This is a genomic window from Halorubrum rutilum, assembly GCF_042665015.1.
Classification (GTDB): domain Archaea; phylum Halobacteriota; class Halobacteria; order Halobacteriales; family Haloferacaceae; genus Halorubrum; species Halorubrum rutilum.
The window spans coordinates 377,351-395,243 of sequence record NZ_JBHTBL010000004.1 but is presented as its reverse complement, the minus strand read 5'-3'; the positions used below and the strand labels follow the sequence as shown (position 1 = coordinate 395,243).

The window sequence follows — 17,893 nt, the reverse complement described above, 5'->3', positions numbered from 1 at the left end:
TAACATCAAACGCCTCGTCAAACAGTGAATTCCAACGCCTTACAGCGATTCAACACGGCCAATAAACCCGAATAGACAGCAGATACTAATTAACACAATGTTATCAACGACAGACTACAATACTCAAGTAGGGGGAGTTTATATATCCCCGTTAAATGAGGACCGAACCAGCGATACACGATCATATCCCTGACAGCATATATAAAGGTATAAGATCGGTTTATCATCGAATTGCTGCCTTTTTTAACACGGGATATAAAATCGCACATCCAAAAAGGAGAACAAATAAGCAATTACATAACGGATTTGTAGAGACAACATTTGATTCTCAGTCGGAGTATCAAAAGTATGTAAGGGAGTTTGAGGAAGGCCCAGTTGCCAAAATTCGAGATGAGGCGTTGGACAAGTACCAGCTGCTTACTGGAGGTGATTCTAGTATGGGAGGAATCAGTTTAGATACTGCTCGGGATTACTATTGTATAACAAGAAAAATACAGCCAGAGACTGTGATTGAAACAGGTGTTTGTAACGGTCTATCGACTCTTTCTGTATTATTAGCCATCAACAAAAACGAATACGGACAATTACATTCAATTGATTACCCGTACAGGGCCGATGAGTCGTTAGAAGAATTCAGAGACGACACTTTTGAGAGCTATGGAGGAGCAGCGATACCAAGTGATAAAGAACCTAGTTGGATTATTCCCGGGGAACTGAGAGATCATTGGGAACTAATCATCGGGAAGAGTCAGAAAGAGCTTCCTAAATTGGTAACTAGAGTTGATAATTTTGACGTTTTCATACATGATTCCGAACATTCACACCCGTGTATGATGTTCGAATATGAATTAGCTTGTGAATGGTTGAATCAAGAAGGCATAGTACTCTCGGATGATATTACTTGGAATGAAGCCTTTGACATATTCACTCACGTCAGAAATGTTGATCGTGGGAAATTATCAGAAAACGTTGGTTACATGCGGAAGATCGATTAATCACTATTCTGTATAAGAGTTGTATTCTCTGACGGAAAAGCCAAGAACCAAGCGTATCATCAATTAGACTGTGTTATGGGTGATGAGGCCGCGAACATCAACCTCGGGTGGGAGTCGTTCAAGGGGTCGATCGGAAAGTTTCTCCAAGCGGTGGTTGGCTTCCTCGGCACGGTCGTCTTCGCCCGGGTACTCGGACCGACATCGTTCGGCGGCTTCTACTTTTTGTTGTCCATTTTGTACCTAGTTGATCGACCGCTTCACGGGGTCAGCGACGCGCTCAACAAGCGGTTTTCTGAGTCCGACGCGCCCCGTGGCGAACTGTTCGGTGCGACGCTGCTGGTCAACGCAGCCGCCGTCGTACTGATCGCGGCAGTCATGACACTGCTGAGGGGATGGTTCGAGTCGTTCACGAACGTGCCGAACGCCGCTTTCGTGTTCTTCGTGTTGTTCGCGTCGTCGGCCCTGTTCGTCCCGAATCAGCGCCTGATTGCCGCCATCGGCATGCCCTCCAGACAGACGTGGAACGACACGCTGCGGTCGCTCCTGACGTTTCCCCTTCAGATCGGGTTCGTGCTGGCCGGCTTCGGCGCCGCCGGTATGGGATACGGACTCGCCGCCGCGACCCTCCTGACCGGGGCCACCGCGTGGCTGTTCGTCGGCGTGGTTCCGGCTTTCCCGTCAACAAAGACACTACGGTCGCTGTGGCAGTTCGCGAAGTACAGTATCCCGTCGGGCTTCTTCGGAAAGGCGTATAACGAGTTCGACAGTCTGCTCCTCGGTGCCGTACTTACTACTGCCGTCGTCGGCGAATATCAGGCGGCATTCAAGCTGACGGTACCTGCGTTGTTCATCGGTACCGTGGTTGTCTCGGGGCTGCTTCCGAAGGTCTCGAACCTCTCCTCGCGGGGAGAGGAGGTGTCAGAAGACGTCCAGAACGTCATCGCCTACAGCAGTCTTCTGGCGATTCCCATCTTCTTTGGCTCGTTGGCGATCCCCGAACAGTTGATCGTCACCGCATTCGGTGGGGAGTATCGAGACGGCGGGATCCTGCTGGTTGGGATCGCTCTCTATCGTCTCTTCGAGACGCAGCGGCTCATCTTCAGCGGGACGCTCAAGGGTATCGATCGCCCGAGCGTCGTAATGAAGATAGACGCGTTCGCGCTTGTATTTAACGTCGTCCTCGGGTTTGCGCTCGTGTACGAAATCGGACCGATCGGCGTGGTGCTCGCGACGGTATTGGCGGAGGTGAGTCGCTACGTCCTCTTGGCGTATCTCGTTAACAAACAGTTTGGGGACGTGAGGCTCGTTCCTCGACCCCTGATGGAACAGTTCGCGGCCGGGGCGGTAATGTTCCTCGTCGTCGAATCGAGTTCTCGGTTCGTGACGGGGGCATCCTGGTTCAACACAGCACTGCTCGTCGGGGTCGGCGGCGCCGTCTACATGGGCATACTGTTCGCTATCAGTGCAAACTTCAGGGTCACGATCTGGTCGCTGTATCGCGACTCAGGTCTCGGCTCGTAACGAATCTACTCCAGATACCCCAGTTCTTCCAACCGGTCGCGGGTGTCTCCATCGAGGTCCATCTGACCCGCTCCTTCGACCCCCGTTCCGAAGGACGCGAGCACGTCCTCTAGATCACGGGGAACGGCGTTGAGTGGTTCTTCCTCCAGGTACGTATCAAGTTTGAACGCCAGCGTGTCATCGGTCTCCGGTACGGTGATCGCTTTCTGGCCATCTAGCCACGCCGCTCGCTGGTTGTATCCGTAAGCGATCTCCTCGCACAGGAGCGTCCGACCGTTCGACGGTTCAGACAAGGGACGTCCGGCGATAGCTTCGGGAGGGTCTATCCCAAGCGCTGAGAACACCGTTGGTGCGACATCAACCAACGAAACGGGAAGATCAGACGCTGTACGATCAACGTTGGGAGCGCGTATCCAAAGAGGAACTCGCGCGAGTTCTTCGAATACGCTGTGACCGTGGTCGGTCGCGTAGTAGCCGCGGGGGTCGTCGTTCAATCGCCGTTCGAGCTGCGGATGGTCCCAGAAGGCCTCGCCGTGATCGCCACAGATTGCGACCACGGTGTCGTCGTCAAGGGTGGCGAGCAGTTCGCGCAAGGCGTCGTCGGTGCCCCTGACAGCGGCGTCGTACGCGCGGAGCTTGGCGTCGCGGTACGCGTCGAACCCCTCACCGTCGGTCGTCTCTCTGAACCGCCAGTCGTCGATACCGTCTATCTCCGGCACGTCGAACGTCGTGCGGTGTTCGTCCGGGATGTCCAAGGGAACGTGCGGGTCCCCGAGGTGAAGATAGCAGAACCACCGGTCCCTGTCCGCAATCCATTCACGGGCGGCCGCGACCCGCTCGGTTGCGGGGGTGTACCGAACTGACACGTCTTCGAACCGGTCGCCGACGGCCTTTTCGGCCATCGGAATCGCCGTCAGCATGCCGGTGTCGTAGCCGACAGCCCCCAACAGGTCCGGTACTGTAGCGACATCGCGACGCATGCGTTGCGGGAACTCTTCCGCAGAGAGGTTTCGTGGATCCGAATCGAACCGCGCACCGTGCTGGTGCGGGTATCGTCCCGAGAGCAGCGACGACACCGAGGGGAACGTCCACGTGCTCGCCGCCTTCGCGTTCGAGAACGCGCCGGCGTCGAAACCGTCGAGGGTCGGTGTGGTCGCTCGATCGTGGCCGAATCCGCTCACGTGATCGGCGCGCAGGCAGTCCACGACGACCACGAGCACGTTTCGAGGGTCTGTCGCGGTCGCCTCGAATTCGACCGCCCGATCGCGGCGCCGAAGCCGGTGTCCGACTCGGTGTTTGAGGTCCACCCAGGCGTTGTTTACGCGAGGGAAACGCTTCAGCGGATTCATCGCAGTAACCCCCACGATATTACTCCATGTACCCCAGTTCCCGCAGCGTCTCCTCCACTTCGCGACCGGCACCGCGTCCGCCCGTTCCCACGGCCGTCGGCGCTCCTCTTTCGACATCTCGTTGAGCGGGCTCGCCGACGAGCACGTCGAATCGCACGTCGCCGTCGACATCTTCGGGAACCGGCGCGCCCAAGTAATGTAACAGCGTCGGCGCGAGGTCGTAGAGGTCGAGGTCCGCGTCCCCGTCCGCGATACCTCGGCCGACGGCCGCGAACACGCCCGTTCGACGGTGGGTCGCGAGCCACTCGGTCGTCTCGCCGAGCACGGTGCCACCGATTGACTCAGGAGCGTCGACGCCAGGTGCGTACTCGACGAGCAGGTCGGGAGCATGCTGACGCTCGCCCGTGTAAAATTTGGCGGGGTCGTGGACCGCTGTGACGACAGGGTCTCCGACAGGCGTCTCCGCGGTTCGCAGGTCGTCGGCCAACTCCGCGGCGTAGCGGTCCCCCACCTCATCGTCTCCGAAGGCCTCGTAATTGATGTATATCGGGCCCCTACCGAGCGAGACGGCCTTCGTTCGCGTCCAGTCAATCTCGGCGTTCTGAACAGCTACCCGCCCGCTCTCACTCGGAAATGCTCGCTGAATCGATTCCGGCACGATCGACTGCGCGAGGTTCGCGAGTCCGAGCGTATCGACGAGCCGTTTGAGTCGCTCCTCCGTGAGCCCGACAGACGCCAGTAGGTCTCGCGTCTCTGACGCTTCGATCGCGAGGTCACCCCGTTCGATCAGCCACTGATTGACGAGAAACACCTCGTCGATCTCACGGAATCCGTGATCGCTCATCAGGATGACGGCTTCGGTGTTCTCGCGGTCGAGCAACTCCCCGAGCAGTTCGTCGATCCGCTCGTAAGCCGACAGCAACGCCTCCGGTTGGTCCCAGAGACGATGCTGGAGCGTGTCCGTCGCAAACAGAGTCGTGTGTACGAGATCGCAGTCCTTCTCCTCGGCGAGCCAAGTCGCGGCGTCGAAGCGTTGTTCGAACAGCGTCGTCGCCTCCGCTACCAGTTCGTCAGCTGTCGCTTCGTCCAACACTAGGTCTGGTTTGACTCGATACCCCGGGACGGCGCTCAGGAGATCGCTCTTGAGCGACTCTGGACTCGTGAAACGTTTCCGCTCGTTTGCCGGACTCCCCGCGACGACGAACACCTCGCCGTCGTCGCTCGAATTCCGTGTGTTTTCGATCTCGTCACCCCCGGCGCGGGCATCGGCCGGGTGTGTCGTGGGCATGTTGATCACCCCGACGCGGTCTCCGCGGTCAGCCAGCACGTCCCAGTACTCCCGTGAACGGAAGTCACTGGCATCGTTAGCCGAGATTTCGTTCGTCTGCCGATCGTACGCGTACCACTCGTAGACCCCAAGTTTTCCCGGCGTCTTTCCGGTCGAGTAGCATTTCCAAGCGGGAAACGTAACGGGGGGAAGAGTACTTTCGAGGTCCCCCGCGATGCCTTCGTCGAGTACGCGAGCGAACGCGGGGAGATTTCCCCCTTCGATCCACGGCCGCAGGAGAGACCAGTCGGCCCCGTCGAGGCCGACAACGTAAACTGTCATGGATAGCCTATCGATACCCCTCGGCTAAAGTGCTTTGAGTATCTCGCGAAACGCCTCCCGAAAGGCCGCCGTTCGGGTGTCGGGATCGAATTTGGCACCTCGTTTGCGCGCTCTCCCCGCGAGTTGCTCGCGTTCGGTTATGTCCCGGGCCAAGTACGTCTGAACCCCGTGAGCTAGCCCCTGTGGACTCGGGTTCACGACGAGCGTCTCGTCGATGGCACCGGCCTCCGATCGGGTTCCAGCCCTGTCCGTGACCAGTGGTGGGACACCGGCGCGCATTGCTTCGAGCGTGCTCACGGGGAACGCGTCGACCCGAGAGGGTTGAACGAACAGCGACGCGGGTGCGAACGCGTCGGCGAGATCCTCGATGTATCCCTCGACGCGGACTCCCGGCGTGTCTTCGTACGCATCGGGGTGTCCCCTCCCGACGACACGCAACTCCGCCTCGGGATACTCAGACCTGACGGCCGGCCACGCATCGACCAGCATATCGACGCCCTTGTACTCCCACGGACGAGCGATGGTGACGACGACATCCGACCCGATATCCGGATCCACCGCTCCTAACGACTCGTACGTGTCGGGTTGGACGAACGGATGGGCGATCCGGATCGGCGTTCCCGGACCGACGAACGGACGGGTGAAGTCCGCGACGAACTCCGAGACGGCGATCACGCCGTCGATTCCTCGCCGACCGACCGTTCTGACGGCCGGGCGGCCGAATCGGCCGATAAGCGACTTGGTTCCCGATCCTCCCTCGAAGTCTTGGCTGCCGAGTTCGTATAGCCCGTGGTCAGCTGCTAGGTAAATCACTTTTCCGCCGCGTGTAAATCGCCGCGCGAGGGCGGCGTACAGCGGCCGGGATCCCTCGACGAGGTACACGTCGTAATCTGGATAGGACAGGCCGTTAAGCGCGTCCTCGGCGATGGTTCCACCGAGCGGACCGACGTTCAGGCGGTGGTAATCAACAAGTTCTGCGCCGACCGCCTCTGCGAACCCCCGGTGGGCGGGATGGGGGTCTTGGTGGAGCATCGCCACGCGAGCGGCGTCGGGATCCATACGCGAACTGCCGACGGCCGGATGGTTAAATGAGATGGAATGTCATCTCCGTGCCGGAAACGTAAGGCCGGTCCCACAAGACAAACCGGCCGGCGACGATTGCTGATCGCGTCGGCTTCCGACTCGATGACGGCTTCTTGCCGTCTCGTCAGGGCCTCGGACACGTGATAACGTAGCGGCTTCAATTCTCAAATTCGATCCGGCGAATCGAGCGACGGCCGGTCCGCATTCGCGACATCGCCGCGCGTCGGGCGGACGAATCGACGAAAATCAACTTTAAGAGACGTGGTCCGCTCGGTAGACGCATGCAGACTCTCTTGCTTGGACTCGATGCGGCCTGCTTCCCCGTCCTTCGACCGATGTTCGAGGAGGATGAGCTCCCGAATCTCCGATCGGTGTTTGAGGACGGGACGGCGGGGCCGCTGGAGTCTCAGATTCCGCCTTGGACGGCGAGTGCGTGGCCGTCACTGTACACGGGTGTCAACCCCGGTAAACACGGCGTCTTCGATTTCCTGCGATTCGACGGGTACGATTGGGACATCGTAAACGCGACCGACGTCCGACAGCGGACGCTCTGGGAGTACGTCGATGAGGCGGGCCTCACGAGTGTCGTAGTGAACGCTCCGGTGACGGGTCCGCCCTCGGATATCGACGGTGCAATTGTTCCGGGGTACCTATCCTCGGAAGATCCGGAATGTCATCCTGAGGGCGTTCTCGACGACGTTCGGGACGTGGTCGGGGATTATCGCGTATACGCACGCAGGGAAACCGACGAGCACGGAGGAGAGGAGCGGTTCGAAGACTACCTCGAACTCACGCGGATGCGCGGAGAGGCGTTCCGATACCTGTCGGACCGGTTCGATCCGGAGTTCGGTTTCGTACAGTTCCAGAAGACCGATGCGGTGTTCCACGACTACCCCGGAGATCAAGAGAAAGTCCGACAGATATACCGCGCGGTCGACGAGCAAGTCGGCGAGATTCTCGGGCGCTGTGACCCCCGAACGGTCGTCGTCGCGAGCGATCACGGGATGGGTGAGTACGACGGCTATGAGGTTCGCGTGAATCAGTTCCTTCACGAACACGGTGCGGTCGAGACGACGACTGACGGTCAGGGGGTTCCGTCGTGGTTCCAGATCAAAGATGAACGGCTGACTCGGGACGAGACGGAAACGACCGGACGTCCGTCATTGGAGCGACTCGCTGCGCTCGCCGCCGAGTTCGGACTGACGTATCAACGGGGAAAAGCGGTCCTCGAACGGCTCGGGCTCGCGGATTTCATCGGCAGACACGTCCCAGTCGGTGCCGTGTTCGCGGCGAGCGATTCGGTCGATTTCCCGTCGTCGCACGCGTACGTCCGGTCTCCATCGGAGCTCGGTGTCCGGTTGAACGTCAAGGGACGTGACCCCGAAGGGGTCGTACCGCCAGACGAATACGACGCCGTTCGCGACGAACTCATCGAATTGCTGTCTGGCGTGACGACACCGGAGGGCGATCCGGTGTTTGAGGAGGTCGTCCCTCGTGAAAAGCACATTCATGGCCCTCATGCGGACGAAGCCGTCGACGTGGTGGTCGTTCCTTCCGACTTCCAGCACGAACTGTCCGCACTCGTCGGGAAGCGGTTCGATGAACCCGAACCTTGGAATCACAAACGCTACGGTATCGTGGCGCTCGCGGGTGACAATATCGATCCCGAAGCGGATCTAAACGCCGCCCACCTGTTTGACGTAGCGCCTACGGTCCTTGCGACGCTCAACGTCGCACCTGCGACGCTGATGGACGGAGAGGCACTCCCACCGGTGAACGCTCCCGAAGTCCAAACCTATCCCAAATACAAGTCGGAACCGCACACAGCCACCGAAGACGAGGATGTGGCCGATCGTCTGGCGGATTTGGGGTATCTCGAGTAATCCGACCCGAACCGGGAGCACTTAGGAGGCGGAGATCACCAGTCCACCGATCAGGTAACTACAGTATCGACAAATTGATTGTGTATATTCGACGACTACCGATAATGGAACTCCTGGTTATCGGTCTCGACGGTCTCTCGACGAACATGTTGGATCGGTTCGATATTGAGCCGGAGTATATTAACCGTGTACTTGAAAACGGCGCCTCAGGAGATCTTATGAGTGTCGACACCCCGACAACGCTCCCTGCGTGGACCTCTTTTGCTACCGGAAAAGACCCCGGATCACACGGGCTTACGAATATGATACAGCAGGCGTCGGACTACGAAACGAGTCCGCTACGAACGAACACGACCGATGCCGCCGCGTACGATCTGATAGACGACGCGCTGTTCGTTAACCTCCCAGCGTCTGCCGGTCGAGTTCCTGCGGCGGAAGACACACACCTCGTTTCCGCGATGCTCGCCGAAGACGAGGAGGACGCAGTCCCGAGTCACCTTCAGCAGCTGGACGCATTCGAGGACTATATCCTCGATCATGACAAGTCTCTAAAAAAGAATCCGCAGACGTACTTCGACCACGTCTGTGATATCACTCGTGCGCGTCGGGACTTTGCGGCAGAGGCGTTTGATGAATACGACCCGCGTCTCGGATTCGTGCTGTTCTCAACACCGGACTGGGCGGGCCACCTCTTATCGAATTTCTCCGACGATGAGACCAGGGGCCGGTACTACCGACAACTGTTATCGGTCGTCGATACTTGTGCGCAAGACCTCGCGGAGCGGGCCGATAACGTGGTACTCATGAGCGATCACGGGTTCGAACGAAAGCACACGAACATACACATTAACGACTTCCTGCATCAACGGGGGTATCTCCGAGAGAGCGAAAGCTCTGTGTCGGCCGCAAACATCGCGGTTCAGACCGCGAAGGCCATCGGGAAGCGGTCGTCCGTACTGTACGAAAAAATCCGTCAGCTGTACAACTATATCATCGCAACCGACGTTGGACAGACGCTTCAGGAAGCGGCGGAACCGAACATCGATTACCGCAATTCGAAAGCGTGGCAACTCCGATACGGTTGCGTGTTCATCAACGACAAGCGGTTCGACCATCCGGCCGTAGACGACCCGGACGCCCTCCGTCGCCAGTTACAAACGGAACTAGCCGATCTCACGGATGACGACGGAAGCCCGCTCTTCCGAGATGTCCTTCTCGCGGAGGAAGCGTACAGCGATCCAGATAAACGGGCACCAGACGTCATCGCACGCCCCGCCCCGGGATGTTATCCAACGCTGTTGAAGTCCCCAACGGGAGGATACGCCAGTCACACCAATAACTTCAACCATCGATATAACGGTCTTTTCGCCGCGATGGGGCCGCTATTCGCCGAGAAAACGACTGTCGAAACGCCATCGATCGTCGACGTGTTGCCTACGATAATGGCTGTCTTGGGGATGCCACTTTCTCCTGAGTTCGACGGAAAGGTAATCGAAGCGGCAACTGCCGACGAATACTCTGTGGAATATCGCGACTCGGATACGATCCCACATCCCCAAATCCGGACCGATTCCGATCAAGGGGCGCGGGACGAGGCCGTTCAGGAACGGCTTGAGGACCTAGGATATCTCGAATAGACAGACCCTGTTCCGGTAAACGCGATCCGGAAAGCGGGTCATTAACGAAATCGCTACGACTCAGAGCGTGCGGTCACAGTTCCGCGTCGAAATCGTCTGATTCCCGCTGTTGTGGGATCAAATAGCTTTTGTCCGGTCTTCGCGTGAGTTGAGCTATGATTGTCCTCGGACTCGACGGAGCGACATTTTCGCTCATAAGACCGTGGGCGGAAGCTGGGCACCTTCCCAACTTCACGCGTCTCTTCGACGACAGCACGAACGATGAACTGGAGAGTACCGTACCCGAGGTCACGGTCCCAGCATGGCCGACCTTCGCCACGGGTCGAGACCCACCCGACTTGGATATGTACGGATTTACGCATTTCAACCGGGACACACGCAAAAACGACCTGAGTCACGACGAGTTCGTTCCCGGGAAGATGTGGGATATTGTCGACGATCAGGGAGGGAGATCAGTGGTGTTCAACATTCCCGGGTCGTATCCGTGGCGAGAGATTGACGGGTCGATCATCGCCGCAGCCCCCGAGTACAAGGACGAATACGCACACCCTCCGGAGCGCTGGGAAGAACTCCAAGACCTCGTCGGCGATTACAAACTTCGAAACGATGAGGAGCCCGGATCTCGCGAGTATGTGGAACTTAGTCTCGATCTGATAAACAAGCGCTTCGACGCGTTCGAGCACCTGATCGAGCGGGAAAATCCAGACCTTGCGGTCGGACTGATCCGCGCGACCGACAGGGTCGCTCACCACTACTGGGGTCCCGATAGCCTCCCCTCCAAAGACAGTGAGATATTCGAGGTATACGAGGAAGTCGACCACCGTCTTGGGGAATTCCTCGACGCCCACGACGGTGAGAACATTCTGGTGATGAGCGACCATGGCTTCGAAAAAGTAAGGACGAAATTCGCACCGAATTACGTGCTTGAACGCGAGGGGCTGGTCTCGTTAATGGACTCCGGAAACACGACGAAGGCAACGATAGGGTCGGTGCGCGACTCTGCGAGCGACGCACTCACAAGAATCGGGTTTCTAACGTTGGCTCGGAGAGTCGTTCCCGAGAGATTACTGACAAATATCCCTACCGGAGACAGTCTTGGGTTGGACAACGCAATTAGTCTCGAACGGATCGACTGGGACCAGACATCTGCGATTGCCGATGTGGGACAAAAAACGACGATGATCTATGTTCTCTCAAACGACCCATCCGATATCAGACAGATAGTGGACCGGGTCGAGAAGACTCTGCAGACTGCTGTCGATAACTCCGGCTTGACAGTCCGATTCGAGCGGTTGGAACGCGGTGGGCCTCACACGCCAGATTTAACCATGGTTATTGAAACACCCGAAGTTCACGCTTCATCGCGTTTCGACGTGAGCAAACCACTGTTCGATGTAGATACGAGCGGTCACGCACGGGAGGGAATATTATTCGCAAGAGGGCCAGTATTCCAGAAGACTGGAGTCAAGGTTGAAGCGAACATTGTCGATATCGCTCCCACGGTGCTTCATGCTCTCGGGTACAGATTACCAGAATCGATGAGCGGAAGTGTACTCGACCTATTCCAAAGTGGGACAGATCCGGCGGAGCGTGACCCAGAAACATACAACTTCGTCCAGAGAGGCGAAACGCCAAATGCCAGTAGTGTTACAGATAACGGCGAGCAGGAGGACGAGGTAAAGGACCGACTTCGGGAATTGGGCTATCTTGAATAACGGGAATCCTGAGCATAAACGATAACAGGCGAGACAGCACTTGACAGTGGGTACCGGGCAGAACCCACAGTCTGTTTTCTTTGAAAATAGTTGAGGTTTATCGGACGTAATTAAACCAACTACTGAATCTCCGTCTACTGACAAACAAGCAATAATGTCTATAAATAAGCTCTGTGGCCACTGTCCTAGAAAGTTCCGTGACTATCTATTTGGTATACAATACCTGATGATTGATCAACAGCCTGTATAAATACCGGATCTGTCAAAGGCACGTCTGTGATTGGCTCATTGATGTCGAGCGTTCCGCCCGTTTGCCACTCGCTCTACATATGATCAGGCTATCAACTTGTTAGTTCTATGGCCTAGATTAAACATATTGTTCAGATGAGTTAGCTTCATGCGAAGGCGAACAATTTCAATCATTCATTAGCGGTTTCTGCTTTGGCGTTGCTGAGACAGTTTGAGTAATCAGTCATTCTGCGTTTTACCTCACGAAAGACACCTTTGGTGCTGTTCCGGTGTCCGTGTCACTCGTATCTGAGATCGAGATTATGTTTTCCACAAGCTCGGTGAAATGGAATTGTAGTATCAATAAGAACAATCGCGTTGCCCACATCGTGTTTTCTGCGAACCTCCGCGAAAACTGCTCCGTGATCACGTTCGTTCTTTTCGATTCAAGCTTTGTATGGTGTGGATCGCTTGAGCCAAGGCCGAAGATAGCGTACGTTTAATATTGTCATTCTATCAATTGAATCTTAATTTTGTAAACCGCAACATGATCCAAGTTTCAGCCGGTCTCCAGCTGTAGACGGATTTGTAGATTAGTTATGAACGGTAGATCAAACTCGATCACCGCCGATAATTTAAAGAACAAAACAGTATTCGGAATCAATAACCAGACAAAATAAATCTGAATACCGAGCTCAATTTACGGCCGTGGTATCCTTCTCGCTCAACAGGCTCTAATTTGGTCTTGTCATAGCAGCGATTGAGACAATTATTTTCAGATATATGTCACTCTAAAAACTCACTGTCTTATTTTTAATCCATATTTGAGCACTGGCAACTAGGGACAATGACTCTTCTTTGTTAGATATTGTCTTTCTGATTATTTCCTTCTATCACTCTAGTTTCGGCTTCCAACGCCCGCACCTCGATCCCGCGCCACTCCCCATCCACTCCCACGAGTGCTTCCGAATACCCAAGTTCCTCGTTGCCCGGCACTGCCTCTTGGACGAACCGCTTTTCAGCGTGATTCAATCCGAACTCTTCGGCCCACTCATCGTCCATCCCGTCCAATCGATGAAACTGCTTAATCGCACACTGATCGAGGATCATCTCGGCTTCCGGCCGCTCGAAGAACTCGTCGATTGTCTGGGTGACCAGCTGAATCGACAGATCGTGGTGGCGGTGGTGCCGGAAGATTGTCTCCAGGAAGGCGAGGTTCTCAGCATCACGCAACACGTATCGCGCCTCGTCGATCACAAACACGACCTCCTTGGCGGTTTGTTTCGCGCGCTCGTACACCAGCGAGATGAGCAGCTGCATCACCAGGCTGGTTCGGCCACCCACGCGCCCCTCCTGTTGCGCGAGGTCGAGATAGATGAGATCCGTCTCCTGAAAGTCGACCTCACTTGCGCGTCCCAAATGTGCGAACTGTCCATCTGGGCCGAATGGTCGGAGCTGATCGATGAGCCACGTGGCGTCGGCCTGCAGTTTCTCGGCTTCCGCCTCAGTCCGTAGCGTATACCCCTCAGGCTCGTCAGCGATCGCCTCTAACACATCGATTACATCACGGAGCGTTGGACTTGCCCGGTCGTGGGTCGTGATATCCTCCGTAATTCCGGCATTCTGGTACGCCGTCTCGACGGCGACCTCTAAGGTGGTTCGTCGGTCACCGAGCGTGATCCCGCGGTGCGCAAAGAAGTTCGCGAGAAAGCTCAACACCCGCTCTTTCTTTTCGGTGAACGGGCTCGCGTCGGCGCCCAGCTGCTCGCGGACGTGGGCAGGCATCGGCGTGATCTCTAAGGGATTGATTCCGAGAGTGCCACCAACCGTGATCCGCTGGGCATCCAGCGCCTTGGCCACGCCAGCCCAATCGTTGAGCGGTTCCAAGATGACGCCGATCCGGTCGTCGTGGTGCGCCACCGACCGGATGAACCGCTGTTTGGCGCTGAAACTCTTCCCCGACCCCGGATCCCCAACCGTGAACGTGGCGTACCCGTTTTCACGAGCGAAAGGGTCGACCACGACTGGGGTATCAGTATGCCTGTGGACCCCCAGCTCGACGCCATCCGGCTCCAACAGGGTGGGCCGGTGTGGCGACGCCAGCAACGCGCCTACGGCGCCGCTGATGCAGGTCGTCGTGCGGTCGAGGGCCGTCCCACCAAGCGGTGCGGCCTCACGCAGCGCTCGATCCTGGGCACAGATTGCGGATTTCGGCGCGAGTTCGGCCGGCTGCTCGCGAAGCGTCTGCTTCACGCGGCGCACGTCTGAGTCTAGCGTGTCACGATCGTCGGCCCGGACGGTCACGAGCAGCGCCTGTGAGAACACACGGGCGCCCGCCTCGACGGCGCGATACATCGCAGCCGCCTCGTTCGCACGGTCCTGAAGATACGTGCTTCGAACGCTCGACTCAAGATCGGCATCCACCTTCAGGTCGTCGGCGGCCGCCTGCAGCTGGTCGAGCGCCCGCTCCTGATCGCGGGGTCTGAGGTGGGCGGTGACGTGAAACCGGACATCGGTCAGCGTGAACAGCTCGCTGAGATAGCCGTCACTCGGATAATCCGGCCAGTCAGCGATATAGAGGGTACACACCCACTCGTCATCGATCCGGGCACATCGGTTCTTCCACGTGACCGCGGCCGGGGCGACCGCGTCTTGCTGGCGCTCGCGCGGTGTGGCCACTTCCGGCTGCGACTGCGGTGCCGACTCCGGGGGCTCGACGTACGCAGACAGGTCCACCTCTGGATCGCGGTCGGGCTGCTGGGACTGCAACCAGATGCCGAGCAGCAGCCCGATCACGAGGATCCCACTACCCGCCATGAGCCCCATAACGAGCTTCGCCGGCGTCACCGACTCAAGGCCCCCACCTAACGAGAGCAGCGCGTCACTCATCCGTCTCACCTCGTGCTTGCCGATCGACGCCCGCCCGGTCGGCTACGGGCGGCTCCTGGACGTCGGTCCCGGTCCAAAACTGCGTCGCCAGGCCCACGATTTCGGCCGTCGAGAGCCGGCGGGCCGTCCAGTCACTGTTTTTGCCGACGAACTCCGTCTCGACGGTCCGGAGCCGCTCGCGGAGCTTCGTGAGTTGTGCGCCGCGCAGCTCCGCGTCGGTGAGCCGATCCCGGCGCGTTACGAACGGCGTCGCCAACACCCCGACGACCGGCAGCGTCGTGAGCCGCTCAGCCGGCGTCCGCTCCTCGGGGTGGCGCTCATACACCTCAAATGGGGCCACCGCGACACGCAAAAAGTAGCGCACCTGTTGGGTTTCGTCGAGCTCAGCCGGTCGCTGGTCGCGGTAGGCAGCGATGAGCGCACGCAGCGACTCAGTAGTGGTCACCTGCGGATCGGCGAGCCGTTCATCGAGTTGGTCAACGAGCGTTGCGGCCGGATACGGGTCGGTCGTCGTATACAGCGTCAGTCGAAAGGTGAGCTCTTGATCGGCGAACGCCTCGCCCACCGCCTGGTGTGTGGCCCAGTCGTCAGCCATCGCGAAATCCATGTTGCCCGGGGTGACCTCAACGAACGCCTCCATCGTTCCGTCCGTCCGCTCGATTGCGCCATGCCCGGGCCACGCTCGTTTGAGCGCGGTCAGCTCCTGGGTGTGCTCATCAACGACAAACGGCCGCGGCACCGTGGTGTCAGCTTCCGGATCAGGCGTTGACGCCGCCGCCACCGCGTCGTGGAGGGTCACCCGCGGGCGGCGTAAGTAGAACCGGCCGAGATCACGCAGCCACGTGCTCGCCGGGAGCTGGCGCGGTGCCGCGTACACGACGGCCACCCCGACTGCCAGCCCGACACACACCAGCGGGAACACGAGCGGCTCTACGCCGACTGCCGCCCCGCCTACCAGTCCCGCAATGGGAAAGCTCAGCAGTACGTATAGGTCGCGTTCGTACACTCCGATGATCGGGAGTCGGCGATCGGCGTCAAGCGACTGCATCACACGCCGGGTCGCGGGGTTCTCGGGGTCACTCATGGGCGGGGTTCGTTTTCGGTGCGGCGGTACGACGGCATCCCGCCCTCGTGGCTACGCACCGTGGGGGTGGGTGTCGTGTCCGTTGGAGTTGATTCGGGACTCGACTCAGTATTGGCGTCATCCCGACCGAGTCGATGCGCGACCGTCTGGCCGATAGCTGCTGTCGGACCCCACCGGGCGGCCGTCGCGCCAGCCCAGGGCCCGGCAACCGCCGCGGCGCCAGCCACGGCGCCCGCTGTCACTGTGAGACCGGTCGCTCTCCGGACGGTCCGGACCAGTCGCGGCGTCGTATACGCGAACAGCTTCCAGATGATCCAGACGCTGAGCACCGGCAGCGAGACAGCGACGAGATACCCGAAGAAGGCGTTGTTCGTCGTGACTGGTATTGACCCGCCGCCGAAAAGCAGATCATAGCCACGGAACAGCAGCGCCACGGGAAGCGGCATTACCGCGAGCGGGATGAATTTGACCGCAATTCGCATCGCAGCCCCAGAAATGACGGGGAGTCCACCGTATCCAACAGCGAGTGCGATTGGCATCGCGTACACGAAGACGTACAACAGCAACTCTCGCAGGAACAAGAGAGCTTGTAGCGTCCACATCGCTAGGGCGCCGACAAACGTGAGCAATAACCCAAGCAGGGGGTTCGAGAGTGTGGTATCAAGGAAATCGATCATTGGCTCAACCACAACACCGATATCCGGCACTAGAGCGATTGCGAAGCCGTCCACGAGGTACAGCGTGGTTACGGCGATCCAGTACCAAGTCGCAATCAAAATCCCGCCAGTCCATGCAGACCGACGCACCTGTCTTGCACGGATCGGATCGCTAAGATTGAAAATTTGCAGTGTGTTTCGTGCTTGTATACATAAGACGAGAATCAAAAATGCGACAAGCGTTACCTCTCCTGCGACGAGTGCCTCGTGGAGACGCGTCCATGGTACATTTTGCGGAGCTCCTAATGGGAGACTATTGGTGGATTCTGGGACTGGTGTACCAAACAGTGCCTCGGTTAGATCACGGTACCCGTTTGTGGTGCCCTCAATGAACCATTCAGTGATCTGTTCAGTAATCTCAATGAACCACTGATAGCCGACATCTGTGAGCGAAATACCGCTCATGTCCCTACCCTCTCCACCGTAATTTGGCAGTTGGAGAGGTTTTCTCCTCGATATGACGCAGTGTACTCTTGTTCGACCACCTCTTCAGCTATATCACCACTGAGTGCGACGGTAAATTGTCCACTGGTTCCTTCCGGAGTACATTCCACTGTATCACTATTTGGTGAAAACGGGAAACTTCTCGAATAGAGTGTACGTACTTCTCTGGGACCAATAACAGGATTTGCATACCTAACAGGACGATTTATTGCCATAATCCCACTACCAGCCATCTCCTCTGGGGTCGGGCGAGGTACCTCCCCCTCGAATCGGAGTTTGGTGAGCTCCTCAGGGCCGGTCCCAAGATTCTCGACTGTGACAATTACTTCAGTCGCGATTGTGAAATTCCCAGCCCCGTCGAACATCTCCTCTGGATGGTTCCGTGCCAGCTGCAACTCTCGAATCACAATCTCCGGGCGCAGCTCCTGTTCGACGGTAGCCGTGACGCGGTCGTCATCAACAAGCTGGACGGTGTACGTGCCCGGAGAGTACGCAGTTCCGATCGGGACGGTCTCGCGGCTGGCGCCCGGAGTAAGTGCGCGTTCGGCAAACGGCTCACCCGACGGCCCAATCACCGCGAGCTGGGTGGCGTCCGTACCGGGCTCATACTCAACGACTAGCTCGGTTCCTTCAACGGTGACCGTCGAGAGCGCGCCCGATCTGGGCTCATCCGTTCGACTGTTAGCACAGCCGGCGGTCGTGAGGACGCTGCCGGTTGCGATCGCTGTCAGCACAGTGCG

At 58.0% G+C, this 17,893-nt stretch carries 12 protein-coding genes; 5 read left to right on the top strand and 7 right to left on the bottom strand.

The genetic code is table 11. The features are described from left to right. The first annotated feature begins 155 nt into the window (after positions 1–155). Together ACFQMF_RS06210 and ACFQMF_RS06205 are read left to right on the top strand one after the other, a co-directional pair. Positions 156–995: a class I SAM-dependent methyltransferase gene (locus ACFQMF_RS06210; protein WP_256408426.1), complete on the top strand. Its 840-nt coding sequence runs from the start codon at positions 156–158 to the stop codon at positions 993–995. 75 nt (positions 996–1,070) lie between these two features. Further along, on the top strand, positions 1,071–2,516 hold the full coding sequence (locus ACFQMF_RS06205) for an oligosaccharide flippase family protein (protein WP_256408427.1): 1,446 nt from the start codon (positions 1,071–1,073) through the stop codon (positions 2,514–2,516). A 5-nt stretch (positions 2,517–2,521) separates the two neighbouring features. Here the strand turns inward: ACFQMF_RS06205 and ACFQMF_RS06200 are convergent, their stop codons facing one another. The 3 genes from ACFQMF_RS06200 to ACFQMF_RS06190 form a co-directional block, all read right to left on the bottom strand. Continuing rightward, positions 2,522–3,823: a sulfatase gene (locus tag ACFQMF_RS06200; RefSeq protein ID WP_379791709.1), complete on the bottom strand. Its 1,302-nt coding sequence runs from the start codon at positions 3,821–3,823 to the stop codon at positions 2,522–2,524. A gap of 61 nt (positions 3,824–3,884) precedes the next feature. Beyond that, entirely contained in the window at positions 3,885–5,474 is a 1,590-nt protein-coding gene (locus ACFQMF_RS06195) for an alkaline phosphatase family protein (RefSeq protein ID WP_256408429.1), read from the bottom strand. Between the two features lie 24 nt (positions 5,475–5,498). Continuing rightward, complete coding sequence (locus tag ACFQMF_RS06190) at positions 5,499–6,533, bottom strand: glycosyltransferase family 4 protein (protein ID WP_256408430.1); 1,035 nt, start codon at positions 6,531–6,533, stop codon at positions 5,499–5,501. A 305-nt stretch (positions 6,534–6,838) separates the two neighbouring features. Here ACFQMF_RS06190 and ACFQMF_RS06185 point away from each other — a divergent pair, with 305 nt between their 5' ends. From ACFQMF_RS06185 to ACFQMF_RS06175, 3 genes are all read left to right on the top strand, one after another. Then, positions 6,839–8,440 (top strand): alkaline phosphatase family protein, encoded by a 1,602-nt coding sequence (locus ACFQMF_RS06185; RefSeq protein ID WP_256408431.1) that lies wholly within the window; start codon positions 6,839–6,841, stop codon positions 8,438–8,440. Positions 8,441–8,544: 104 nt separating this feature from the next. Next, on the top strand, positions 8,545–10,077 hold the full coding sequence (locus tag ACFQMF_RS06180; protein ID WP_256408432.1) for an alkaline phosphatase family protein: 1,533 nt from the start codon (positions 8,545–8,547) through the stop codon (positions 10,075–10,077). A 155-nt stretch (positions 10,078–10,232) separates the two neighbouring features. After that, positions 10,233–11,792 carry an alkaline phosphatase family protein gene (locus ACFQMF_RS06175; protein WP_256408433.1) on the top strand — a complete coding sequence of 520 codons (1,560 nt, stop codon included), beginning with the start codon at positions 10,233–10,235 and terminating at the stop codon, positions 11,790–11,792. Positions 11,793–12,881: 1,089 nt separating this feature from the next. Here ACFQMF_RS06175 and ACFQMF_RS06170 read toward each other — a convergent pair. The 4 genes from ACFQMF_RS06170 to ACFQMF_RS06155 are packed head-to-tail and all read right to left on the bottom strand — an operon-like array spanning position 12,882 to position 17,887. Further along, a complete protein-coding gene (locus ACFQMF_RS06170) occupies positions 12,882–14,909 on the bottom strand; it encodes a VirB4 family type IV secretion system protein (protein ID WP_256408434.1) in 2,028 nt (675 codons plus the stop codon). Further along, positions 14,902–15,993, bottom strand: coding sequence for a hypothetical protein (locus tag ACFQMF_RS06165; protein WP_256408435.1), 1,092 nt, complete (start codon positions 15,991–15,993; stop codon positions 14,902–14,904). Before ACFQMF_RS06165 ends, ACFQMF_RS06170 begins: the two co-directional genes overlap by 8 nt. Next, entirely contained in the window at positions 15,990–17,114 is a 1,125-nt protein-coding gene (locus ACFQMF_RS06160; protein WP_256408436.1) for a hypothetical protein, read from the bottom strand. The genes ACFQMF_RS06165 and ACFQMF_RS06160 overlap by 4 nt, the downstream gene beginning before the upstream one ends. Then, positions 17,111–17,887, bottom strand: a complete 777-nt coding sequence (locus tag ACFQMF_RS06155; protein WP_256408437.1) for a hypothetical protein — start codon at positions 17,885–17,887, stop codon at positions 17,111–17,113. The genes ACFQMF_RS06160 and ACFQMF_RS06155 overlap by 4 nt, the downstream gene beginning before the upstream one ends. Positions 17,888–17,893: the final 6 nt, after the last annotated feature.